Here is a 22,090-nt window from a genome sequence, read left to right as displayed (position 1 = left end):
AAGAGCAGCTGGCTAAGCCAATTCAGGCAGCGGGCACGACGGCGGGCGCCGCGGCGGCGGGGACGGCCCTGCGCGCGCACTCGCCGGAAGTATCGGCCGCCCGTGCCCGCCGCTGGGGCGCGTTCTACTACGCCGAACAGGTCCTGCGGGTCATGAAGGGCTACGGCTGGACCATCGTGATGTACGGCGTGGGACAGCCGGTGGCCTACCTGTTCGCGATGGGCGTTGGCCTGGCCACCCTGGTCGAGTCCAACGGCGCCGGCGTCTTCGGCGGGGTCAGCTACCTGACGTTCATCGCGCCCGCCCTGCTGATCTCGGCCGCCGTCATGACGGCCGCCAACGAGTTCACCTTTCCCGTGATGGACGGCTTCAAGTGGCGGCGCGTCTACTACGGCCCGCACGCCTCACCGCTGACTCCCGAGCAGATCGCCGGCGGCCAGATCATCGCCGTGACGGTGCGCTTCCTGCTGCAGTCGGCCATCTACTTCGCCGTCGTCGCGCTCTTCGGCGCCTCGCCCGGCGCCTGGGGCTGGGTGTCGATCCTCATCGCCACCCTCGCCGGCCTGTCCTTCGGCCTGCCGCTCATGGCCTACGCGGCCACCATCCAGCACGACAAGGGCCAGTTCGCCATGGTCATGCGGTTCATCGTCATGCCGTTGTTCCTGTTCTCCGGCACGTTCTTCCCGCTGGACACGCTCCCGCTCGCAGTCCGCTGGATCGGCTGGATCTCACCGATCTGGCACGGAACCGAGCTTGGCCGCGTGGTCAGCTACGGGTACGAGGAAGAGCCGTGGCTCACCGTCGTCCATGTCCTCTTCCTGCTGGGCCTGGCGGCTGCCGGCTGGATCCTGACCAAACGCCAGTTCGCTAAAAGGATGGCCTCATGAGCGTCCTGACGGGAAGTTTCAACACAGGGGACCACAGCGTCACCGAAGCCGCGCGCCGCCGCCGCTTCGGGGCCATCTACTCCCGCAACGTCCGCGCCGTCGTCGCCCGCGGGCTCATGGCCACCAAGAGCAGCAACTGGATGGTCATGGTCTCCGGGTTCTTCGAACCCGTGCTGTACCTGATCTCCATGGGCGTGGGCCTGGGCGCCATTGTCGGGTCGGTCCAGGGCCCGGGCGGGCAGGAAATCAGCTACGCCGCGTACATCGCGCCGGCACTGCTGGCCGTGTCCGCCATGAACGGCGCCGTCTACGACTCCACGTGGAACGTCTTCTTCAAGATGAACTTCGCCAAGCTGTACCAGGGCATGCTCTACACCTCGCTGGGGCCGCTGGATGTCGCCATGGGCGAAATCTTCCTCGCCCTGCTGCGCGGGGCCATGTACGCGACCGGCTTCACGGCCGTCATGGGCCTGATGGGCCTCATCACCACGCCGTGGGCCATCCTGATGATCCCGGCCTCGGTGCTGATCGCCTTCGGCTTCGCGAGCTTCGGCATGGGGATCACGAGCTACATGAAGACATTCCAGCAAATGGACTGGATCAACTTCGTCATGCTGCCCATGTTCCTCTTCAGTGCCACGTTCTACCCGCTCAGCGTCTACCCGCAGTCCATCCAGTGGCTGATCCAGGCCATGCCGCTGTGGCACGGCGTGGAACTGCTGCGCCAGATCAGCGTGGGGGTGTTTACGCCGGCCACGGCCGTGCACATCGGCTACTACCTAGTCATGATTGCCCTCGGCGTCCTGCTCACCACGAGCCGGCTGCGCAAACTGTTCCTCAAGTAGCCGTCCTTCCAAAAAGGAGAACCCATGATCGGAAAATGGCAGGCCCTCGTCATCGACTGTGAGGACCCGGACAAGCTCGCCGGTTTTTACCAGGAGCTGCTGGGGATGATCCGGGTGCAGGAGGACGAGGAATGGATTTCGATCGGCGACGCCGCCGACCGTCCCGCCGTCGCCTTCCAGCGGGTGGAACGGCTGGTCCGCCCGCAGTGGCCCGACGCCGAGCACCCGCAGCAGATGCACGTGGACGTGCTCGTCGGGGACCTCGACGCCGCCGAAGCCGAGGTGCTCCGGCTCGGCGCTACAAGCCTCGGCGCCGGGACGGAAACCTTCCGGGTCTACACGGACCCCAGCGGCCACCCGTTCTGCCTGGTCCTGACCTAAACGCCCGTCCTGACCTAAATGCTGGTCCTGACCTAAACGCTGGTCCTGACCTAGGCCGGGCGCCGGGGCGGCGTTCGCCCGGGGTGGAAGCGCAACGGGCGGCCGGCCCCGTTTGCGATAATGGGCTCATGCAATCTCTGGGTAGCTCCTCGTCCACGTCCAACGACACCACGGCCCGCGGCCGGTTTTCCATGTTCCGCATCAGCGGGCCGGGGCTGCTGGTCTTCATTATCGCGTTCGTGGTGGCCGTGATCTTCGCGGCCAACCAGAACGACGTCGTGGGCTGGATCGTGGCGATCATCGCCGGCTTCTGGCTGGCGCTGGCCTCCTTCGTCGTGTTCAGCATCCAGAAAGCCGCCAAGAAGGCCGGGGCCAGGCTGAACGAGGCCCAGAACGCGTTCAACGCCGCAGCGGGGCGGCCGCCGGCGGCGGGCAGCGCGGACCACGGCGGAACCCGCGTGGTGAGCGAAAGCCGCGTAGCGGACAGCGTCCGCGACATGAAGCTGGACCACTCCTTCAAGATTGTCCAGGTCCAGGTCCGGGTGGTCGAGCAGGAGCGGGCGAAGGGCGAGGCGGCGGATCGCGACACGATCAGCCGCGCCCTGGAGACCATCGAGATCACCGCCACCAACGCGCGGGACATGATCAAATCCTCGGGCGGCGATGACGCTCCCGTCAGCGGAACCATCATCGACTAGAGTGGATCGGGTGAGCTCGGCATTGAAGAAGGACCACCTTCGCATCGCGTCAGTCAACGTCAACGGCCTCCGTGCCGCCTACAAGAAGGGCATGGCGGAGTGGCTTGAGCCGCGCGAGGTGGACATCCTGTGCCTCCAGGAGGTCCGCGCACCGGATGCGATCGTCGAGGAACTGCTCGGCGAGGGCTGGTACATTCTCCATGCCGAGGCCGAGGCCAAGGGCCGGGCCGGCGTTGCCATTGCCTCCCGGGAAGAGCCCCTGGCCACCCGGGTGGGGATCGGCGATGACTTCTTCGCCACGGCCGGACGCTGGGTCGAGGCGGACTACATCGTGCGGGACGCGGACGGGCAGGCATCACAGATGACCGTCGTGAGCGCCTACGTGCACTCGGGCGAAGCCGGCACTCCCAAGCAGGACGACAAATTCCGTTTCCTCGACGTCATGGTCCAGCGGCTGCCCGAACTCGCCAAGCACAGTGACCACGCGCTGGTGGTGGGCGACCTCAACGTCGGCCACACAGAGCTGGACATCAGGAACTGGAAGGGCAACGTCAAACGTGCCGGCTTCCTGCCGGAAGAGCGAGCCTATTTTGACCGCTTCTTCGGCGAGGAAATCGGCTGGAAGGATGTTCACAGGGGCCTGGCGGGTAACGTCGACGGCCCCTACACTTGGTGGTCGCAACGGGGCCAGGCCTTCGACAACGACACCGGCTGGCGCATCGATTACCACATGGCCACGCCCGCTCTCGCTGCTGCCGCAGTGTCAGCCGTTGTTGACCGGGCAGCGTCCTGGGACACACGCTTCTCCGACCACGCCCCGCTGGTAGTGGACTACCGGCTCTAGTCTTAAGGCTTCCACGAATGACCACCACTTCAACTGCGACCACTGTGGCCCAGGCCGGCGTCGCCCCCGACGCTCAGACTGCCACCGCGAAGGACGCCTCTGCGGCCACCGCGGCCCGGCACCGCATCCTCTCCGGCATGCAGCCTTCCGCCGACTCCCTGCACCTGGGCAACTACCTCGGCGCCCTCGTGAACTGGGTCCGGATGCAGGACGAGTACGACGCCGTCTTCTTCATCCCTGACCTGCACGCAATCACCGTTCCGCAGGATCCGGCCGAGCTGGCGCACCGCACCCGGGTCACGGCCGCGCAGTACATTGCCGGCGGCGTCGACGTCGACAAGTGCACGCTCTTCGTTCAGTCCCAGGTGCCCGAGCACGCCCAGCTGGCGTGGGTCCTGAACTGCATCACTGGCTTCGGCGAGGCGTCCCGGATGACCCAGTTCAAGGACAAGGCGCACAAACAGGGTTCAGACCACGCCAGCGTCGGGCTGTTCACCTACCCCATCCTGCAGGCAGCGGACATCCTGCTGTACCAGCCGCACGGTGTCCCCGTCGGCGAGGACCAGCGCCAGCACGTGGAACTCAGCCGTGACCTGGCCCAGCGGTTCAACTCCCGCTTCGGCGACACGTTCACGGTGCCGCAGCCATTCATCCAGAAGGAATCCGCGAAGATCTACGATCTGCAGCACCCCACCGCCAAGATGTCCAAGTCTGCGGAGTCGCCGGCGGGGCTGATTAACCTGCTGGACGAGCCCAAGGTCACGGCCAAGCGGATCAAGTCCGCCGTGACGGACACGGAGACCGAAATCCGGTTCGACCGGGAGGCGAAGCCGGGCGTGTCCAACCTGCTGACCATCTACTCCTCGATCACCGGGCAAAGCGTCGACGCCCTCGTCACCGCCTATGAGGGAAAGATGTACGGCCACCTGAAGGCGGACCTCGCCGAGGTGGTCACGGAGCACCTGACGCCGATCCGGAACCGGGCCAAGGAGCTGCTGGACGATCCAGCGGAGCTGGACCGGCTGCTGGGCCTCGGCGCGGACAAGGCCCGGGAGATTGCCTCGCTGACCCTGCGCGACGTCTACGCCAAGGTGGGTTTCCTGCCCTACGCCGGCGCCCAGGGAGTCCGCTAGGTCAATGTCCTCCGTCAGCAAAGTCACCGCGAAAGCCGCCACGTCGAACGGACAGCGCAGCGAAGGCATCAGCATCGGTGTGATCCTGAGGTTCCCGGCGGACATCGCTGAGGAGCTCCAGCGCTGGCGGGCATCCTTCGGGGATCCCATGGCCGCCGTCGTCCCGGCCCACATCACGCTGGTCACCACCACCATGACGAAGGACTGGGCCGCGACCCAACGCCATGTCCGGGACGTGGCACGGCGGCAGGAGCCCTTCACTGTGACCATCGCAGGGACCGGGTCTTTCCGGCCGGTGTCCCCGGTGGTCTTCCTGAACGTAGAGGACGGCTTCGGGGACTGCGTGAACCTGCACCGCCAGCTGCAGTCCGGCCCGCTGGAGCGGGAACTGCCGTTCGGCTACCACCCGCACGTCACCGTAGCCCACGATGTCGCCCCGGAAAGCCTCGACGAGGCCGAAACGGTCCTGAAGGATTACAGGGCCACGTTTCCTGTGGCTAGCATGGGACTCTACGAGCACGATGACAACGGCATCTGGCAGCTACGGGAAGAGCTTGATTTTGGGACCAAACCTGACCACGACAGAGGCCCGGACGGCACCGCAGGCGCCCGATAAGCCGCCGCTCCCCACCGATCTGGCCGGGCTGAAACTGGAAGTCATCCGCAAGAGGGTCGAATGGGGCCGGGCCCGGCGCTCCGGCGGCGGCATAGTCGCGTCCCTGATCGCGATGATGAACTGGCTCCTGGCCCGGCTGAACATGCTGCTGCCCCTGCGCGCATACTCGCACTACCTGCGTCAGCGTGGCCCGCTGTTGAGTGCCGGCATCGGCTTCCGGATGTTTTTCTCCATCACGGGCCTGTTGGCCACTGGCTTGTCCTTGGCCGGCCTCGTGCTCAGCGACCACCCGGCCCTGCTGGACCAGGTCATCAGGAGTGTGGCCGCCGCCGCGCCCGGCCTGTTGCAGGTCGACGGCAGCGAGGGGCTGGTTGACCCCTATGCGCTGCTGAACCCCACCAGCCTGGGTTGGGCCGCCGGGATCGCCGCCGTGGTGACGGTGTTCACGTCCCTGGGCTGGATCAGCGGCATCCGCGACGGTATGCGGAGCATGATGCAACTCGGCCCCTTGGTGATGAATCCGATCCTGCAGATACTCAAGGACGTCGGCACGCTGCTGCTGATGGGGCTGGCCCTGGTAGTCAGCTCCGCGGCCTCGCTGATCTTCGGGACGGCCGCCGGATGGGTTACCGGGCAGCTGGGCCTCGAGCCGATAATTGCCGGGCCGCTGACGACCTCCGTCACGATCCTCGTCCCGCTGCTGCTCGGCTGGGGCACCGCCCTGATCATGTACGGGGTGGCCGCCGGACTGAAGCCCGCCCGGCGCTCCCTGCTGGAAGGGACCATTCTCGCCGCGGTGGGCACCACCATCCTGCAGATCTTCAGCACCCAGCTGCTGGCCAGCGCGGGCAAGAACCCCATTCTGGCGCCCTTCGCCATCATCATCGGCCTGCTGATCTGGTTCAACCTGGTCAGCCAGGTCTACGTGATCTGCGCCGCGTGGGTGGCGATCCGGGAAGAGGACCTCAAGGCCGGGCCCGCCGCCACGACCACCGGCTGGGGTGCCCGGCGCGTCCAGCCGGGTAAAACCCCGGTAGAGCAGCGGGCCCGCCGCAGGCCGCTGGCCGCCGCGTTCAGGCGTCGAGGTACTGGTCGGCCCACGCCGAAATAATCTTCGCCGCACGGGCTGCCTGGCCTTTGCCGGTCAGGAGGTGGTCGCTGCCCTCCAGCGAGACGAAGCTGCGCGGGTGGCGTGCCGTCTGGAAGATGGTGCTGGCGTTTTCGATCCCGACCGTATTGTCGGTGGGGGAGTGCAGCACCATGAGCGGCTTGTGCAGCTGCCGTATGCAGTCCGTCAGGTCCGCCTTCTCGAGATCCTCGACGAAGTGCCGGCGGATCTCCACCCGCTTGCCGCCGAGGTCCACCTCGGCGCTTCCCTCGCTCAGGATGCGGTCCAGGGCCGCGTCAAAGACGTGCGCCACGTGCTTGGGGGAGAAGGGGGCACCCACGGTGGCCACGGCCCTCAGCTCCGGGATCTGCCGCGCGGCGGACAGGACGGCCGCGCCGCCAAACGAGTGGCCCACCAGCAGGGAAACCCGCCGGTCTGAGTCCCGCATGAATTCGGCGGCCTTGACGGTGTCGGCCACCTTGTGGCTGAAGGACCCCTCCGACCACATTCCCGCCGACTCTCCGAGCCCCACGTTGTCGAACCGGAGCATGCCCACGCCGTTGTCCGCCAGGGCCTTGCACATCCGCGACGCCGAGGGGCTGTCCTTGCCCAGGGTGAAGCCGTGCGAGAACACACCCCAGCCCTTGACCGGGCCCTCCGGCAGGTCCAGCACGCCGGAGAGCCGCTCGCCGGTGGAACCCAGGAACGAGACTTTTTCTGAGTGGGACAAAGTGTCCCCTTTCGTGTGAGGGCGAATCAGTGAGGGCGGAAACGACGGCGGCGCCCCCACCCGGAAGGTGAGAGGCGCCGTCGTCGGTAACTACTGAAGGTGAAGCCGTTAATGCGGGCCGGTGGAACCGATCCTTAGACCTTGCGGGACAGGATGGCCTGCTTGACCTCAGCGATTGCCTGCGTGACCTGGATGCCGCGGGGGCATGCTTCGGTGCAGTTGAAGGTGGTGCGGCAGCGCCACACGCCTTCCTTGTCGTTGAGGATCTCCAGGCGCATGTCGCCGGCGTCATCACGGGAATCGAAGATGAAGCGGTGCGCGTTGACGATCGCCGCCGGGCCGAAGTACTGCCCGTCGGTCCAGAACACCGGGCAGGACGAGGTGCACGCGGCGCACAGGATGCACTTGGTGGTGTCATCGAACCGTTCGCGGTCCTCGGCGGACTGCAGGCGTTCCTTGGTGGGCTCGTGGCCACGGTTGATCAGGAAGGGCATGACTTCGCGGAAGGACTGGAAGAAAGGCTCCATGTCCACGATCAGGTCCTTCTCCACCGGCAGGCCCTTGATGGGCTCGACCGTGATGGGCTTGGACGTGTCCAGGTCCTTCAGCAGGGTCTTGCAGGCGAGGCGGTTGCGGCCGTTGATGCGCATGGCATCGGAGCCGCAGACGCCGTGGGCGCAGGAACGGCGGAAGGAGACGCTGCCGTCCATCTCCCACTTGATCTTGTGCAGGGCGTCCAGGACACGGTCGGTGCCGTACATGGTGACCTTGAAGTCATCCCACGTGGCGTCCTCGGAGACCTCGGGGTTGTAGCGGCGCACGCGCAGCGTGACGTCGAAGGACGGGATTTCCCCGCCCCCGCCGACGCCGGCGGGCAGTTCGATCTTGGATGCTGGCTCAGCGAGTTCAGCGCTCATCTTAGTACTTCCTCACCATCGGCTCGTAGCGCGTAAAGACCACCGGTTTGGTGGCAAGCCGGATGCCGGCAATCGACTCGGCGGAACCGTCCGCCGGGGCGTGGTCATCCTTGTACGCCATGGAGTGCTTCATGAATTTTTCGTCGTCGCGCTCGGGGAAGTCCTCGCGGAAGTGGCCGCCGCGGGATTCCTCGCGGTGCAGGGCCGCCACGGTCATGACCTTGGCGAGCTCGAGCAGGAAGCCCAGCTCCACCGCCTCGAGCAGGTCCAGGTTGAAGCGCTTGCCCTTGTCCTGGACGCTGATGCGCTGGTACCGCTCCTCGAAGGAGGCAATGTCCTTCAGGACCTGGTTCAGCGTGTCGGCGGTGCGGAACACCTGCATGTTGGCGTCCATGGTGTCCTGCAGTTCCTTGCGGATCGCAGCGACCTTCTCGGTGCCGTCAGAGGTGCGGACGTGGTCCAGCAGGTTCAGCGTGTAGGCCTCCGGGTCAACGGGGAGCTCCACGAAGTCGGCGGTCTTGGCGTACTCGGCGGCGGCGATGCCGGCGCGCTTGCCGAACACGTTGATGTCCAGCAGCGAGTTGGTGCCCAGACGGTTGGAGCCGTGGACGGAGACGCAGGCGACCTCGCCGGCGGCGTAGAGGCCCGGGACCACCGTGTCGTTGTCCTGGAGGACCTCGGCGCTGATGTTCGTGGGGATGCCGCCCATGGCGTAGTGCGCCGTCGGGAACACCGGAACCGGCTCCGTGTACGGCTCCACACCCAGGTAGGTGCGGGCGAACTCGGTGATGTCCGGCAGCTTGGCATCGATGTGCGCAGGCTCAAGGTGCGTCAGGTCCAGGAGGACGTAGTCCTTGTTCGGGCCGCAGCCGCGTCCCTCACGGACTTCGTTGGCCATGGAGCGGGCCACGATGTCGCGCGGGGCGAGGTCCTTGATGGTGGGCGCGTAGCGCTCCATGAAGCGTTCACCCTCGGAGTTGCGCAGGATCGCGCCTTCGCCGCGGGCGGCCTCGGAGAGCAGGATGCCCAGGCCGGCCAGGCCGGTCGGGTGGAACTGGAAGAATTCCATGTCCTCCAGGGGGATGCCCCGGCGGAACGCGATGCCCATGCCGTCACCGGTCAGGGTGTGGGCGTTGGAGGTGGTCTTGAAGACCTTGCCGGCGCCGCCGGAGGCGAACACCACGGACTTGGCCTGGAAGACGTGCAGCTCGCCGGAGGCGAGGTCGTAGGACACGACGCCGGCGACGCGCTTCTGCTTGTACGGCGTGCCGTCCTCGCGGACAGCGTCCTCTTCGACGGTCAGCAGGTCCAGGACGTAGTACTCGTTGTAGAACTCGACGTTGTGCTTGACGCAGTTCTGGTACAGGGTCTGCAGGATCATGTGGCCGGTGCGGTCGGCGGCGTAGCAGGCGCGGCGGACCGGTGCCTTGCCATGGTCGCGGGTGTGGCCACCGAAGCGGCGCTGGTCAATGCGGCCCTCGGGCGTGCGGTTGAACGGCAGGCCCATCTTTTCCAGGTCCAGGACGGCGTCGATCGCTTCCTTCGCCATAACCTCGGCGGCGTCCTGGTCAACCAGGTAGTCGCCGCCCTTGATGGTGTCGAAGGTGTGCCACTCCCAGTTGTCTTCCTCGACGTTGGCCAGGGCTGCACACATGCCGCCCTGCGCCGCGCCGGTGTGGGACCGCGTGGGGTAGAGCTTGGTCAGTACTGCTGTTCGGGCGCGCTGACCTGATTCGATCGCCGCGCGCATCCCGGCGCCACCGGCACCGACGATCACGACGTCGTACTTATGGACCTGCATACCAGACGCTCTTTCTCTCAAAATTCGCTATAAACCACCGGCAGGCCGCGCCTGCCCGGTGAAGTCTCGTGCAATCTGCGCCTGCGCTCGGCAGGCAAGATCAGTTGCCGTGACGGACCGCGGATTCCTGCCCTTACGGGCTCCTGTCCGCGGCGGTTCCGCCGCTACGGCTGAACCATTACGGCTGCGCCGCTAAGGCGCGGGGCAGAAACCGCCGGGAAGCTGGACGCCGTTGGCCACGGGGCACGGATTGAACGTGAAGATGACCAGGGTGCCCAGGATGATGATGACCGTGGTGGCCGCGTAGAGCACAATCTTCAGCCAAAGGCGCGTTGCGTCCTTCTCGGCGTAGTCATTGATGATCGTGCGGACGCCGTTGGTGCCGTGCAGCATGGCGAGCCACAGCATGGCCAGGTCCCAGAACTGCCAGAACGGGTCGGCCCACTTGCCGGCCACAAAGCCGAAGTCGATCGCGTGGATGCCCTCGCCGACCAGCAGGTTCACGGTCAGGTGGCCGAAGATCAGCACCACCAGCACGACGCCGGAGAGGCGCATGAAGAGCCAGGCGAGCATCTCGAAGTTGCCCTTGGAACCGCCAGTGCGGCGGTACTTTGGCTGGATCTTTCCACTACTGGGTTTTCCACTACTGGGTTTTCCACTACTGGGTTTTCCACTACGTGGGCTTTGAATGGTTGCAGTCATGGCTTAGTGACCTCCAAGGGCGAGGGACAGGTGGCGGATGGAGAAGCCGACCATGACGACGACCCAGAGGCCCAGGACCGTCCAGAGCATCTGACGCTGGTACTTGGCACCCTTCTTCCAGAAGTCGACGGCGATGATCCGCAGGCCGTTGAAGGCGTGGAACACGATCGCCGCGACAAGGCCCGTTTCACCCAGGGCCATGAGGGGGTTCTTGTAGGCACCAATCACTGCGGTGTAGGCCTCGGGGGACACACGCACCAATGAGGTGTCCAGCACGTGGACCAACAAGAAGAAGAAAATCACTACACCGGTAATGCGGTGTCCAACCCAGGACCACATGCCTTCACGGCCGCGGTACAAGGTGCCAGCTGGTTTTGTCGGCACTGAATAAACCTCCCTGCAACACAGCGGCGCTGGCATGGGATCCACGCGGGGGGAACGCCTGCTGCGAGAGCACTCGTAAGCTCAAGCCTAAATCTAGGCTTCGCTAACAGCTTATTCAATTTGGGAACTCCTTGTTGACCGGCCCCGGCGCGGTTTTGCGTTTGTTTTGAGACGAACGCCACATTTGGCTGTGGTCGCAGGCGCCGGTACGGCCGGATCCCGGCTCAATTCGGACCGAATTGGCCGCCGTCGGCTAAAGTAGCCGTGATGACTACAGACAAAGTGACAAGCCAGGATTCACCGCTGGACCGTTTTATTGCGGTCATTCCGGCGGGCGGAGTGGGGACCCGCCTCTGGCCCCTGTCACGGGCAGCAGCCCCGAAATTCCTTCACGACCTCACCGGTTCGGGCAGCACTCTGCTGCGCGCGACCTATGACCGCCTCCAGCCCGTCGCCGGCAAGCACGTGCTGGTGGTGACCGGCTCCGCCCACAGGGCAGCCGTCTGCCGCCAGCTGCCTGAGGTCCTGGAAGCCGACCTCGTCCTGGAGAGCGAGCCCAAAGACTCCGGTGCTGCGATCGGACTCGCCGCGGCCATCCTCCACGAGCGGGACCCGGACATCATCATGGGCTCGTTTGCCGCGGACCAGGTCATCAGCCCGGACGACCTCTTCCAGGACGCCGTCCGTGAAGCCGTCTACACCGCGGCCGCGGGGAAGATCGTCACCATCGGCATCAAGCCGACCCATCCCTCCACCGGATTCGGCTACATCCGTTCCGGCGCGAACCTCCACATCCCGGACGCGCCCAGTGCGCAGTCCGTGGTGGAGTTCGTGGAGAAGCCCAGCGAGGAAGTGGCCCAGGAGTACGTCGACAGCGGCGAATATGTCTGGAACGCGGGCATGTTCGTGGCCCCGGTCTCGCTGATGCTTAAGCACCTCGAAGCCAACCAGCCCGAGCTCTTCGCCGGCCTCCAGGAGATCGCCAAGGCCTGGGACACTCCGGAGCGCGACGCCGTCACGGCGCGGGTGTGGCCCACGCTGCCCAAGATCGCTATTGACTACGCCGTCGCCGAGCCCGCCGCCGCCGCCGGCGACGTCGCCGTGGTGCCCGGAACGTTCCTCTGGGACGACGTCGGGGACTTCGCCTCCGTGGGCCGGCTCAACAGCGCCAAGGAAGTCGACGAGGTCACGGTCCTGGGCGAGGGCGCACGCGTCTTCACCGAGAACGCGAGCGGCGTGGTGGTCTCCGATACCAAGCGGGTGATCGCCCTGATCGGCATCAAGGACGTCGTGATCGTTGACACCCCGGACGCCCTGCTGGTCACCACCAAGGAACACTCGCAGCGGGTCAAGCAGGCCGTGGATGCCATCAAGGCCAAGGGCGACACCGACGTCCTGTAGCCGGAGGAGAGCGGATCACGGCCTGTGCAATGTTCAGCAATCCGTAACGCGCCGTACCCGATGCCGCTATTCTTTGGCCGCTCGATAGAGTTATTCCGTGCGCAACTATTCGACTGAAGCTGAGCCCACGACTCTCGTGGGGCCGTGGCTGGAGCCCCTCCTGCCGGAGCTGATCGCTTTCCGCCGCGACCTCCATGCGCATCCGGAACTTTCGTTCAAGGAGTTCCGCACCACCGACAAGCTGGCGAAACGGCTCGAGGAAGCCGGGCTCAAGCCGCGCCGCCTCGAGGGCACAGGCCTGACGGTCGACGTCGGACAGGGTCCCATCGCCACCGCACTGCGCGGGGATATCGACGCCCTGCCCATCATCGAGGAAACGGGCCTTGAGTTCGCCTCGAAGAACCACGGCGTGACCCATGCCTGCGGCCACGACGTCCACACTGCCACCATGCTCGGGATCGCGCTGGTCCTGCAGCGCATGCACGAGGCCTCCCCTCTGCGCGGGACCGTCCGGATCATCTTCCAGCCGGCCGAGGAGACCATGCCCGGCGGCGCCACCTCGTGCATCGAACAGGGCGTCCTGGAAGGCGTGCCGCGCATCCTGGCGCTGCACTGCGACCCCCGGATCGAGATCGGCAAGATCGGCACCCGGATCGGGGCGATCACCTCCGCCTCGGACACCATCAAGATTGAACTTTCCGGCCGCGGCGGCCACACCTCGCGCCCGCACCTGACCGAGGAGCTGGTCTTCGCCCTGGCGCAGATCGCGGTCAACGTTCCCGCAGTGCTCTCGCGCCGCGTCGATGTCCGCAGCGGCGTGTCCGTGGTCTGGGGGCAGATCTCCGCGGGCTCGGCCCCGAACGCCATCCCGGGCAGCGGCTACATGGCCGGCACCATGCGCTGCCTGGACCGTGACGCCTGGCACGACGCCGGCGAGCTGCTCGACGACATCATCCGGCAGGTCGCCGAGCCGTACGGCGTCGATGTCCACCTGGAACACACCCGCGGCGTGCCGCCGGTGGTCAACTCCGAGCACGAGACCGCGCTGATCGAGGCCGCGGCCCGCGCCGAAATCGGCGAGGGCGCCGTGGTCCTGACCCCGCAGTCCATGGGCGGGGAAGACTTTGCCTGGTTCCTGGCCGACACCCCCGGCGCCATGATGCGCCTCGGCACGAAGACGCCCGGCGGGGAAGAGTATGACCTCCACCGCGGTGACTACATCGTCGATGAGCGGGCGCTGGGCCTGGGCATCCAGGTGCTCACGGCGGCGGCCCTGCGCACCATCCGCGACCTGTAAGCCGTTCCGCCCGGGCCCCTACGCCGGTCCTGCCCCGCTACACCCGGCCAGGACCGCCGCGCGGAGTTTCCCCACCTTTGCCGGCACGACGCCGGGACACGCCGGCGGTTGCGGGCCGACACGCCGGCGGCACCCGTCAAACATGGGGAATCTCGGCGGCCGCGGCTGGGAACGGTGCCGCGGCTGGCCCCCTGCACACCTGTTACCGGTTCCCGCTGTGCAATTCAGTTGTGTACAACTGAATTGTACACAACTGAATTGTGCAGTATGGTGGAGGCATGACCACGTCAGAAGAGGCCCGCACTGGCGGCCCGGAAGCGCTCCGCCTGAACCGGCAGGTGTGCTTTGCGATGTACTCTGCCTCACGTGCCGCCACGGCCGCCTACCGGCCCATGCTCGAGGAGCTCGGCCTGACCTACCCGCAGTACCTCGCCATGCTGGTGCTCTGGGAAGCGGCGCCGCGCAGCGTGCGTGAACTGGGGGAGGAGCTGGGCCTGGACTCCGGCACGCTCTCGCCGCTGCTCAAGCGGCTCGAAGCGCTCGGCCTCGTCCAGCGCCGCCGCTCCGCCGAGGACGAGCGCCGCGTGGAGATCTTCCTGACCGACGCCGGCGCCGCCCTGAGCGCCAAGGCCAGCGGTATCCCGCAGCGACTGGCAGACGCCGCCGGGCTCACCGCATCGGAACTGGACCAGCTCCGCGACACCCTGGGCCGGCTGACGAACGCGCTTCACGCCTCCCACTAAGCCCTTCCCTTAAGCCCTTCCCCCTCCACCACCCTTCCCAGGCCCACACGGCCGACGTCGAAACCGCGGGAGGCGTGCCAACTCGCCGGAAATTTACGGCGACTCCGCAGGCTTCCGGCGAGTTCCCACTGAACCCCTTCTTCCCTCCGACAGAACGGAAACCCCATGAAGACCCTTTACACAGCAGAGGCCCTGGCCTCCGGCGAAGGCCGCGACGGCACCGCCATCAGCAAGGACGGCAAGCTGAGCGTCACCCTTGCCAGCCCGGTCGAACTCGGCGGTGACGGCGCGGGCACCAACCCCGAACAGCTCTTTGCCGCCGGCTACGCCGCATGCTTCCACTCCGCCCTGCGCCTTGTGGGACGCAAGGAACGCGCCGACCTGACGGACTCCGCCGTCGCCGCCAAAATCCACTTCGGCGCCCTCGAAGACGGTGCCGGCTACGGTCTGGCCGCCGAACTTGAGATCGCCCTGCCCGCCGTGGACCGGGACACGGCCGAGGCCCTCGTGGCCAAGGCCCACCAGATCTGCCCGTACTCCAACGCCACCCGCGGCAACATCACTGTCGACATCACCATCCTGGAGGTAGCCGCATGAGCAACAACACCGAAACTCTCACCCTTCCCGCCACCACCCGCGAGATCCAGCTGGCGTCCCGCCCCCACGGCCGCCCCGTCCCGGCGAACTTCCGCCTCGCCGAGTCGGCGCTGCCAGAACTGCAGGACGGCCAGGTCCTGGTCCGCAACCTGTTCATCTCGGTGGACCCGTACATGCGCGGACGCATGAACGACGTCAAGTCCTACTCCGCGCCGTTTGCGCTGGATAGCGCCCTCGACGGCGGCGCCGTCGGCGAAGTCATCGCGTCCCGGGCCGAAGCGCGCGCTGTGGGCGACACGGTGGTGCACGGCCTCGGCTGGCGCGAATACGCCGTCGTCGATGCAGCGGCCACCACGGTGGCGCGCACCGATCTTGCCCCCGCGTCAGCATTCCTCGGCGCCCTCGGCATGACCGGGCTGACCGCCTACGCGGGACTGCTGAAGGTCGCGGAATTCAAGCCCGGCGACGCCGTGTTCGTCTCGGGCGCCGCCGGCGCGGTCGGCTCGCTTGTCGGGCAGATCGCGAAGGCCATGGGCGCGTCCAGGGTGATCGGCAGCGCCGGCTCGCCGGAAAAGGTGGCACGCCTGCTCGAACTCGGCTTCGACGCCGCGTTCAACTACCACGACGGCCCCGTGGCGGAACAGCTCGCCGCGGCCGCGGGTGAGCGCGGGATCGACGTCTACTTCGACAACGTCGGCGGCGAGCACCTCGAAGCCGCGCTGTCCGCCCTCACGGTCGGTGGCCGGGTGGCCATGTGCGGGGCCATCGCCCAGTACAACGCGACCGAGCCCACGCCGGCGCCGCGGAACCTCATGCTGGCGATCGGCAAGCAGCTGACGCTCAAGGGCTTCCTGGTGGGCGGCTACTGGCAGCACATGGCCGAGTTCGTCGAGACCATGTCCGGCTGGCTGGCCGACGGAACGGTCCGCTACGACGAGACGGTGGTGGACGGGCTGGAGAATGCCCCGCAGGCCTTCATGGACCTGCTCGACGGCGCCAACACCGGCAAGATGCTCGTGCGGCTGTAGCCTGACACCCGGCAATCGCCGTGCCGCCACATACGCCTCCGGCGCCGGTTCCTGCGGGGACCGGCGCCGGAGCTTATGTGGTCGCGGCGGGCACCGGCTACCTCTAGGTAACAAGTTCTCAACAATCTGGGCATTCGCCGGGACGTGTGTTATCGGGACGTGGCGCAGGCCACTACAGTAGCTTGCATCAGTGCGCCTCGGCGCAGTGCTGCGAAATCCATCAGTGACAACAGAGATCAGCGGAACACCGCAGACAGACACTCATTGAACTTCCGTCGTAGCGCCTACTCTTTCTTCCTGGAGGAAAATTGAAGAACTCTCTGCGTGCCACCTTTAAGCGCGGATCAATGGCCGGCGTCGCCACCGCGGGCGCGGCTGCACTCCTGCTGACCGGCTGCGGAGCTGCCCCGGAGGCCAGCACCGCCACCAACACCGCCAGCAACTACAAGGGCTGCATCGTGTCCGACTCGGGCGGGTTCGATGACCAGTCGTTCAACCAGTCTTCCTACGAGGGCTTGAAGAAGGTCACGTCGGAGCTGGGCCTTAACATGAACCAGGCCGAGTCCAAGACCAACAACGACTTCGAGCCCAACCTGCGCGCCATGGTCTCCGCCGGCTGCAACCTGACCATCACGGTCGGCTTCCTGCTCGGCGACGCCACCAAGTCCCAGGCCACCGCGAACCCGGACAAGCACTTCGCCATCATCGACTTCGGCTACGACACCCCGGTCGCCAACGTCAAGCCGATCATCTACGACACCGCCCAGGCAGCATTCCTGGCCGGCTACCTCGCAGCCGGCACCACCAAGACCGGGACGGTCGCCACGTTCGGCGGCATCAAGATCCCCACGGTCACCATCTTCATGGACGGTTTTGCCGACGGCGTGAAGTACTACAACGAGAAGAAGGGCAAGGACGTCAAGCTTCTCGGCTGGGACAAGGCCAAGCAGGACGGCTCCTTCACCGGCGACTTCGAAAAGCAGGACAAGGGCAAGCAGTTCACCCAGAACTTCCTGGACCAGGGCGCCGACATCGTCATGCCCGTCGCCGGTCCGGTCGGCAAGGGTGCGGGCGCGGCCCTGCAGGAAGCCAAGGCAGCCGGCAAGGACGTCAAGCTCATCTGGGTTGACTCCGACGGCTTCCTCACGGCACCGGATTACAAGGACATCATGCTCTCCTCCGTCATGAAGCAGATGGGCCAGGCCGTCGAGGCGGTCGTCAAGCAGGACAAGGACGGCCAGTTCACCAACAAGCCGTACGTCGGCACGCTCGCGAACGACGGCGTTCAGCTTGCCCCGTTCCACGACATGGATTCCCAGGTTCCGGCCGAACTGAAGTCCGAGCTGGACCAGATCAAGAAGGACATCGCCGACGGCAAGCTGAAGGTTGAATCCGCAGCAAGCCCGAAAGCCTAACTTCCTCCGCTAAGCGCCACGGCCCGTCCGGTCACCACCGCACGGGCTGTGGCGCTTTTCGTTGCGGCCCTTAGTGCCTCAGATCCCAGGCACTAAGCTGGTGCTGCAGCGCCCCTACGCGTCCGGACCAAGCCTTCCGGACACCTCGAGATTGGTCAGAGTTTTGAAACTTGAACTCAAGGGCATTACCAAACGCTTCGGCTCCCTGGTAGCAAACGATCACATCGATGTGGTTGTTGAACCCGGGCAGATCCACTGTCTGCTCGGTGAGAACGGCGCGGGCAAGTCCACGCTGATGAACGTCCTCTACGGACTGTACGAGCCCACAGAGGGCGAAATCCTCATCGACGACAAACCGGTCACGTTCCGCGGCCCCGGTGACGCCATGGCGGCCGGCATCGGCATGGTGCACCAGCACTTCATGCTGGTCCCCGTCTTCACCGTCGCGGAGAACGTTGCCCTGGGAGCGGAGACCACCAAGACCGGCGGATTCCTGGACCTGGATGACACCCGCCGGAAAATCCGGGAGATCTCCGACCGGTACGGTTTCGACGTCGACCCCGACGCGCTGATCGAAGACCTCCCCGTGGGCGTGCAGCAGCGCGTGGAGATCATCAAGGCCCTGGTCCGCGACGCCAAGGTGCTCATCCTCGATGAGCCCACGGCCGTGCTGACCCCGCAGGACACCGATGAACTGCTGGACATCATGCGCCAGCTCAAGAGCCACGGCACCTCGATCGTCTTCATTTCCCACAAGCTGCGTGAGGTGAAGGCCGTTTCGGACACCATCACCGTCATCCGGCGCGGCAAGGTAGTGGGCTCGGCCGATCCCGGCGCCTCGACCACCGAGCTGGCCTCCATGATGGTGGGCCGGGCCGTGAGCCTGACCTTGGACAAGGCTCCCGCGAATCCGCAGGAGACCACCTTCGAGGTCAAGGACCTCACCGTCATCGCCCCCAACGGCCAGCACGTGGTCGACGGGATCAGCTTCGGAATTGCCCGCGGCGAGATCCTCGCCGTCGCCGGCGTCCAGGGCAACGGCCAGACCGAGCTGACCGAGGCCATCCTCGGCCTGCACGAGCGGGTCCACGGCTCGATCACCCTCGACGGCGAAGAACTCGTGGGCCGCAGCGTCAAGGAGGTACTCAACGCCGGCGTCGGATTCGTGCCGGAAGACCGTTCCCTCGACGGGCTGATCGGCACGTTCTCCATCGCCGAGAACCTGATCCTGGACCGGTACGACCAGGCGCCGTTCGCCAAGGGCATCAGCATGAGCCCGGCCAAGGTCCTGGAGAACGCCAAGACCCGGATCGCGGAATTCGACGTCCGCACCCCGTCCGGCTCGCTGGCAGCCGGCACCCTGTCCGGCGGCAACCAGCAGAAGGTCGTCATGGCCCGGGAGCTCTCCCGGCCGCTGCGGCTCTTCATCGCCTCCCAGCCCACCCGCGGCGTGGACGTGGGCTCCATCGAGTTCCTGCACAAGCGGATCGTCGCGGAGCGGGACCATGGCACGCCCGTCATGATCGTCTCCACCGAACTGGATGAGGTGATTGAACTCGCCGACCGGATCGCCGTGCTGTACAAGGGCCGGCTGGTCGGGATCGTCCCGGCCGGCACCGGGCGTGACGTCCTGGGCCTGATGATGGCCGGCGTTTCCCCGGACGAGGCCCAGACCGACGCCGCAGGCAGGCACTCGGCCCGATCCCTTTCTGAAAACCCGGCCGCGAACGCAGCAGAAAACCCGGCCGGCACCCCGGCCGAAAAACCCGCAACGAAGCCGGCCATGAACCCGGCCCCCGCCGCCCCGTCCGTGCAGGAGCCCGGCTCCGGCGCCGTAGGAGACCCCCATGAGTGAGAACACCGAGCCGCGGTCCGCGGCCGCACCGGACCCGGACCAACTTCCGGCATCGCAGGCCACCGACGTGGAGCCTGAACCGCTCGAGGACGATGCAGACTTCGTCACCTCGCTGGACACCGCGGGAGGCGCCCACCAGCCATCGGCCGTTCCGGTCTCGACCCAGAGCGGAGCTCTTCCGGGTGCCCCGGAAGAGGAGTCGCTGCTGCGCAAGATCTTCACCGGCAACGGCATAGTGACCATCCTGGCGGTGCTGCTCGCGCTGATCCTGGGCGGTCTGCTCATCGCCATGACGGACAAGGTTGTCGGCACCACGGCGGGCTATCTCTTTGCCCGGCCCAGTGACTTCCTCCTCGCCGTCTGGTCCGCCGCCACCGATTCCTACGTCGCCCTCTTCCAGGGCGCGGTCTTCAACCCCCGCGGGAACGGCGTGGCCGGACAGTTCGCCCCCCTCATGGAGACGCTGACCATCGCCACCCCGCTGATCACCGCCGGCCTCGGCGTCGCCCTGGCCTTCCGCGCGGGCCTGTTCAACATCGGTGCGCAGGGCCAGATCATCATGGCCGGCATCCTCGCCTCGTGGGTCGGCTTCGCGCTGCACCTGCCGCTGGGGATACACCTGCTGCTGGTCCTGGTGGCCGGCGTCATCGGCGGCGCCGTCTGGGGCGGCATCGTCGGCGTGCTCAAAGCCCGGACCGGCGCCCACGAGGTCATCGTGACCATCATGTTCAACTACATCGCACTCTATTTCCTGCGCTACCTGCTCGACACGGACTTGTTCCAGCGTCCGGGGGCGGACACACCGATATCGCCCATCGTGGACCCCAGCGCCGCGTACCCGCTGATCTTCGGCAGCCAGTACCGGCTGCACCTGGGATTCCTGCTGGCCATCGCGGCCACCGTGTTTGTTTCGTGGCTGCTGAACCGCTCCACGCTCGGTTTCGAATTCCGTGCCGTCGGGGCCAACCCCAAGGCAGCCCTGACCGCCGGCATCAACGTCTCCCGGGCCACCATCCTGGTGATGACCATTGCCGGTGGCCTGGCCGGCCTGGCCGGCGTGGCACAGGTGGCGGGCACCGAAAAGGTCCTGACCGACGGTGTCGCGGCAACCTACGGCTTTGACGCCATCACGGTCGCGCTGCTGGGACGGTCCTCGCCATGGGGCACCTTCGCCGCCGGCCTGCTGTTCGGGGCCTTCCGCGCAGGCGCCGTCCAGATGCAGATCCAGACCGGAACTCCGATCGACATCGTGCTCGTGGTCCAGTCGCTCATCGTGCTGTTCATCGCGGCGCCGCCGCTGGTCCGGGCGATCTTCGGACTCAACCCGCGCAAGAAGAAGGCCGCGATCGCCGGCAAAACCAAGCAGGCCGCAACCACCGGAGGTGCCGCATGAGCACAACAGCAACCTCGCCCGTTGAAGGAAAACCACAGCCGGAGAAGAACCACAGGCCGACGGTGTCCGCCAAGCCCGTGACTTGGAAGTTGCCGGTCACGCTTGCGGTTCTGGCCACCATCGCCTTCATCTTCTTCGGACTGCTGGGCCCGCAGGCGAACGCCAAGTTCGGGGTTTCATCCAGCGGAGACTTCTTCCAGCTCCCGGCGATCGAAGTACCCGCGTTCCTGTCCGGCATGGTGCTCTCCCTGATCCTGCTGGTCCTCGCGGGCTACGCCCTGGTCCTGAAGGCGAGAGCGAACCGGCGGCCCCCGCGCTGGGTGCCGGCCGTGTTCACCGTCGTTTTCGTGGTCGCCTTCCTGATCTGGGTGGTGGGCGGCGCCCGGACCCCCAGTATTTCGCTGGCAGGCCTCATCGCCGGATCCGTGACCCTCGCCGTGCCGATCGTATTCGGCTCCCTCTCAGGTGTGCTGTGCGAACGCGCCGGCGTCGTTAACATCGCCATCGAAGGCCAGCTCCTGGGTGGTGCCTTCACGGCCGCGCTCGTCGCCAGCCTGACGCACAACCCCTACCTGGGCCTGCTTGCGGCGGCCGTGGCGGGCGCCCTTGTGTCGGTGGTGCTGGCAGTGTTCAGCATCAAGTACGTGGTCAACCAGATCATCGTCGGCGTCGTGCTCAACGTCCTGGTCTCCGGGCTCACCGGCTTCCTGTTCACCACGGTGATGCAGTCGGACCCCGAGAAATACAACTCGCCCGCCGAGCTGCCCATCATCGATATCCCGGTCCTGTCCAGCATCCCCGTGATCGGGCCCATCCTCTTCAAACAGTCCGTGGTGGGCTACCTGATGTACGTGGCAGTCATCGTGATCTGGGTCGCACTGTTCAAGACGAAGTGGGGCCTGCGCGTCCGTGCCGTGGGCGAGCACCCGCAGGCGGCCGACACCCTGGGCATCAAGGTCAACGCGACCCGCTTCTGGAACGTCACTCTTGGCGGCGCCGTCGCCGGGATCGGCGGATCGTTCTTCACCCTCGTGGCGATCGACAGCTTCACCAAGGAAATCTCCGGCGGCCGCGGCTTCATTGCCCTCGCCGCCATGATCCTGGGCCGCTGGAACCCGATCGGGGCGTTCTTCGCGGCGCTGCTGTTCGGCTTCGCCGACAACCTGCAGAGCATCGTGACGATCATCGGCACCCCGGTGCCGAGCCAGTTCATGGCCATGCTGCCGTACGTGGTGACCGTGTTTGCCGTGGCCGGGCTCGTCGGCCGCTCCCGGCCGCCGGCCGCTGACGGCATACCGTACATCAAGGGCTGAGA

22 protein-coding genes are annotated in these 22,090 nt (G+C 66.4%); 17 read left to right on the top strand and 5 right to left on the bottom strand.

All coding sequences use genetic code 11. The features are described 5' to 3' along the window. The first annotated feature begins 8 nt into the window (after positions 1–8). From AC1D0A_RS17200 to AC1D0A_RS17165, 8 genes are all read left to right on the top strand, one after another. Positions 9–887, top strand: coding sequence for an ABC transporter permease (locus AC1D0A_RS17200; protein WP_243180417.1), 879 nt, complete (start codon positions 9–11; stop codon positions 885–887). Further along, a complete protein-coding gene (locus AC1D0A_RS17195) occupies positions 884–1,732 on the top strand; it encodes an ABC transporter permease (protein WP_476946373.1) in 849 nt (282 codons plus the stop codon). Before AC1D0A_RS17200 ends, AC1D0A_RS17195 begins: the two co-directional genes overlap by 4 nt. 24 nt (positions 1,733–1,756) lie before the next feature. Next, positions 1,757–2,113, top strand: a complete 357-nt coding sequence (locus tag AC1D0A_RS17190; protein ID WP_243180146.1) for a VOC family protein — start codon at positions 1,757–1,759, stop codon at positions 2,111–2,113. Positions 2,114–2,241: 128 nt separating this feature from the next. Further along, on the top strand, positions 2,242–2,811 hold the full coding sequence (locus tag AC1D0A_RS17185) for a hypothetical protein (protein ID WP_476946372.1): 570 nt from the start codon (positions 2,242–2,244) through the stop codon (positions 2,809–2,811). A 10-nt stretch (positions 2,812–2,821) separates the two neighbouring features. Next, positions 2,822–3,655 carry an exodeoxyribonuclease III gene (locus tag AC1D0A_RS17180; protein WP_243180129.1) on the top strand — a complete coding sequence of 278 codons (834 nt, stop codon included), beginning with the start codon at positions 2,822–2,824 and terminating at the stop codon, positions 3,653–3,655. 17 nt (positions 3,656–3,672) lie between these two features. Continuing rightward, complete coding sequence (gene trpS / locus AC1D0A_RS17175) at positions 3,673–4,788, top strand: tryptophan--tRNA ligase (RefSeq protein ID WP_476946371.1); 1,116 nt, start codon at positions 3,673–3,675, stop codon at positions 4,786–4,788. Between the two features lie 4 nt (positions 4,789–4,792). Further along, positions 4,793–5,404 (top strand): 2'-5' RNA ligase family protein, encoded by a 612-nt coding sequence (locus tag AC1D0A_RS17170; protein WP_223914197.1) that lies wholly within the window; start codon positions 4,793–4,795, stop codon positions 5,402–5,404. Continuing rightward, positions 5,349–6,515, top strand: coding sequence for a YihY/virulence factor BrkB family protein (locus AC1D0A_RS17165; protein ID WP_476946395.1), 1,167 nt, complete (start codon positions 5,349–5,351; stop codon positions 6,513–6,515). The genes AC1D0A_RS17170 and AC1D0A_RS17165 overlap by 56 nt, the downstream gene beginning before the upstream one ends. Here AC1D0A_RS17165 and AC1D0A_RS17160 read toward each other — a convergent pair. The 5 genes from AC1D0A_RS17160 to sdhC all read right to left on the bottom strand — a co-directional run bounded on the left by AC1D0A_RS17160 (position 6,478) and on the right by sdhC (position 11,046). After that, positions 6,478–7,242, bottom strand: a complete 765-nt coding sequence (locus AC1D0A_RS17160; protein WP_243180106.1) for an alpha/beta hydrolase family protein — start codon at positions 7,240–7,242, stop codon at positions 6,478–6,480. The genes AC1D0A_RS17165 and AC1D0A_RS17160 overlap by 38 nt on opposite strands. 134 nt (positions 7,243–7,376) lie before the next feature. After that, entirely contained in the window at positions 7,377–8,159 is a 783-nt protein-coding gene (locus AC1D0A_RS17155; RefSeq protein WP_026537821.1) for a succinate dehydrogenase iron-sulfur subunit, read from the bottom strand. A gap of 1 nt (position 8,160) precedes the next feature. Further along, positions 8,161–9,960, bottom strand: a complete 1,800-nt coding sequence (gene sdhA, locus AC1D0A_RS17150) for a succinate dehydrogenase flavoprotein subunit (RefSeq protein ID WP_028277340.1) — start codon at positions 9,958–9,960, stop codon at positions 8,161–8,163. A gap of 192 nt (positions 9,961–10,152) precedes the next feature. Next, entirely contained in the window at positions 10,153–10,662 is a 510-nt protein-coding gene (locus AC1D0A_RS17145; RefSeq protein WP_476946370.1) for a succinate dehydrogenase hydrophobic membrane anchor subunit, read from the bottom strand. Positions 10,663–10,665: 3 nt separating this feature from the next. Then, positions 10,666–11,046: a succinate dehydrogenase, cytochrome b556 subunit gene (sdhC, locus tag AC1D0A_RS17140; RefSeq protein WP_079553238.1), complete on the bottom strand. Its 381-nt coding sequence runs from the start codon at positions 11,044–11,046 to the stop codon at positions 10,666–10,668. A 267-nt stretch (positions 11,047–11,313) separates the two neighbouring features. Between sdhC and AC1D0A_RS17135 the strand changes: the two genes are divergently transcribed. The 9 genes from AC1D0A_RS17135 to AC1D0A_RS17095 all read left to right on the top strand — a co-directional run bounded on the left by AC1D0A_RS17135 (position 11,314) and on the right by AC1D0A_RS17095 (position 22,088). Further along, positions 11,314–12,447 carry a mannose-1-phosphate guanylyltransferase gene (locus tag AC1D0A_RS17135; protein WP_026537818.1) on the top strand — a complete coding sequence of 378 codons (1,134 nt, stop codon included), beginning with the start codon at positions 11,314–11,316 and terminating at the stop codon, positions 12,445–12,447. A gap of 97 nt (positions 12,448–12,544) precedes the next feature. Further along, positions 12,545–13,744: an amidohydrolase gene (locus tag AC1D0A_RS17130; RefSeq protein WP_223914196.1), complete on the top strand. Its 1,200-nt coding sequence runs from the start codon at positions 12,545–12,547 to the stop codon at positions 13,742–13,744. 278 nt (positions 13,745–14,022) lie between these two features. Next, positions 14,023–14,487, top strand: a complete 465-nt coding sequence (locus AC1D0A_RS17125; protein ID WP_476946369.1) for a MarR family winged helix-turn-helix transcriptional regulator — start codon at positions 14,023–14,025, stop codon at positions 14,485–14,487. A 165-nt stretch (positions 14,488–14,652) separates the two neighbouring features. Then, positions 14,653–15,084, top strand: coding sequence for an organic hydroperoxide resistance protein (locus AC1D0A_RS17120; protein ID WP_028277343.1), 432 nt, complete (start codon positions 14,653–14,655; stop codon positions 15,082–15,084). After that, the gene (locus AC1D0A_RS17115) at positions 15,081–16,112 is read left to right on the top strand and encodes an NADP-dependent oxidoreductase (protein ID WP_476946368.1); all 1,032 of its coding nucleotides are present in this window, start codon (positions 15,081–15,083) and stop codon (positions 16,110–16,112) included. Before AC1D0A_RS17120 ends, AC1D0A_RS17115 begins: the two co-directional genes overlap by 4 nt. A gap of 308 nt (positions 16,113–16,420) precedes the next feature. Beyond that, positions 16,421–17,527 carry a BMP family lipoprotein gene (locus AC1D0A_RS17110; protein WP_476946367.1) on the top strand — a complete coding sequence of 369 codons (1,107 nt, stop codon included), beginning with the start codon at positions 16,421–16,423 and terminating at the stop codon, positions 17,525–17,527. A gap of 163 nt (positions 17,528–17,690) precedes the next feature. Further along, the gene (locus AC1D0A_RS17105; protein ID WP_476946366.1) at positions 17,691–19,382 is read left to right on the top strand and encodes an ABC transporter ATP-binding protein; all 1,692 of its coding nucleotides are present in this window, start codon (positions 17,691–17,693) and stop codon (positions 19,380–19,382) included. Then, complete coding sequence (locus AC1D0A_RS17100) at positions 19,375–20,775, top strand: ABC transporter permease (RefSeq protein WP_476943521.1); 1,401 nt, start codon at positions 19,375–19,377, stop codon at positions 20,773–20,775. Before AC1D0A_RS17105 ends, AC1D0A_RS17100 begins: the two co-directional genes overlap by 8 nt. After that, on the top strand, positions 20,772–22,088 hold the full coding sequence (locus tag AC1D0A_RS17095) for an ABC transporter permease (protein WP_028277347.1): 1,317 nt from the start codon (positions 20,772–20,774) through the stop codon (positions 22,086–22,088). The genes AC1D0A_RS17100 and AC1D0A_RS17095 overlap by 4 nt, the downstream gene beginning before the upstream one ends. The last annotated feature ends 2 nt before the right edge of the window (positions 22,089–22,090 follow it).

Source organism: Arthrobacter sp. P1_D4 (assembly GCF_056406115.1).
Note: the sequence above shows the minus strand (reverse complement) of the source record. Positions and strands in the feature narration are given on the sequence as shown.

Bases quoted from the DNA above. Each gene is read 5' to 3' on its own strand.
- AC1D0A_RS17185 (WP_476946372.1), top strand. From the start codon at position 2,242: ATGCAATCTCTGGGTAGCTCCTCGTCCACGTCCAACGACACCACGGCC.
- AC1D0A_RS17095 (WP_028277347.1), top strand. From the start codon at position 20,772: ATGAGCACAACAGCAACCTCGCCCGTTGAAGGAAAACCACAGCCGGAG.
- sdhA (WP_028277340.1), bottom strand. From the start codon at position 9,960: ATGCAGGTCCATAAGTACGACGTCGTGATCGTCGGTGCCGGTGGCGCC.
- AC1D0A_RS17170 (WP_223914197.1), top strand. From the start codon at position 4,793: ATGTCCTCCGTCAGCAAAGTCACCGCGAAAGCCGCCACGTCGAACGGA.
- trpS (WP_476946371.1), top strand. From the start codon at position 3,673: ATGACCACCACTTCAACTGCGACCACTGTGGCCCAGGCCGGCGTCGCC.
- AC1D0A_RS17125 (WP_476946369.1), top strand. From the start codon at position 14,023: ATGACCACGTCAGAAGAGGCCCGCACTGGCGGCCCGGAAGCGCTCCGC.
- AC1D0A_RS17155 (WP_026537821.1), bottom strand. From the start codon at position 8,159: ATGAGCGCTGAACTCGCTGAGCCAGCATCCAAGATCGAACTGCCCGCC.
- AC1D0A_RS17190 (WP_243180146.1), top strand. From the start codon at position 1,757: ATGATCGGAAAATGGCAGGCCCTCGTCATCGACTGTGAGGACCCGGAC.
- AC1D0A_RS17120 (WP_028277343.1), top strand. From the start codon at position 14,653: ATGAAGACCCTTTACACAGCAGAGGCCCTGGCCTCCGGCGAAGGCCGC.
- AC1D0A_RS17135 (WP_026537818.1), top strand. From the start codon at position 11,314: ATGACTACAGACAAAGTGACAAGCCAGGATTCACCGCTGGACCGTTTT.
- AC1D0A_RS17100 (WP_476943521.1), top strand. From the start codon at position 19,375: ATGAGTGAGAACACCGAGCCGCGGTCCGCGGCCGCACCGGACCCGGAC.
- AC1D0A_RS17195 (WP_476946373.1), top strand. From the start codon at position 884: ATGAGCGTCCTGACGGGAAGTTTCAACACAGGGGACCACAGCGTCACC.
- AC1D0A_RS17145 (WP_476946370.1), bottom strand. From the start codon at position 10,662: ATGACTGCAACCATTCAAAGCCCACGTAGTGGAAAACCCAGTAGTGGA.
- AC1D0A_RS17115 (WP_476946368.1), top strand. From the start codon at position 15,081: ATGAGCAACAACACCGAAACTCTCACCCTTCCCGCCACCACCCGCGAG.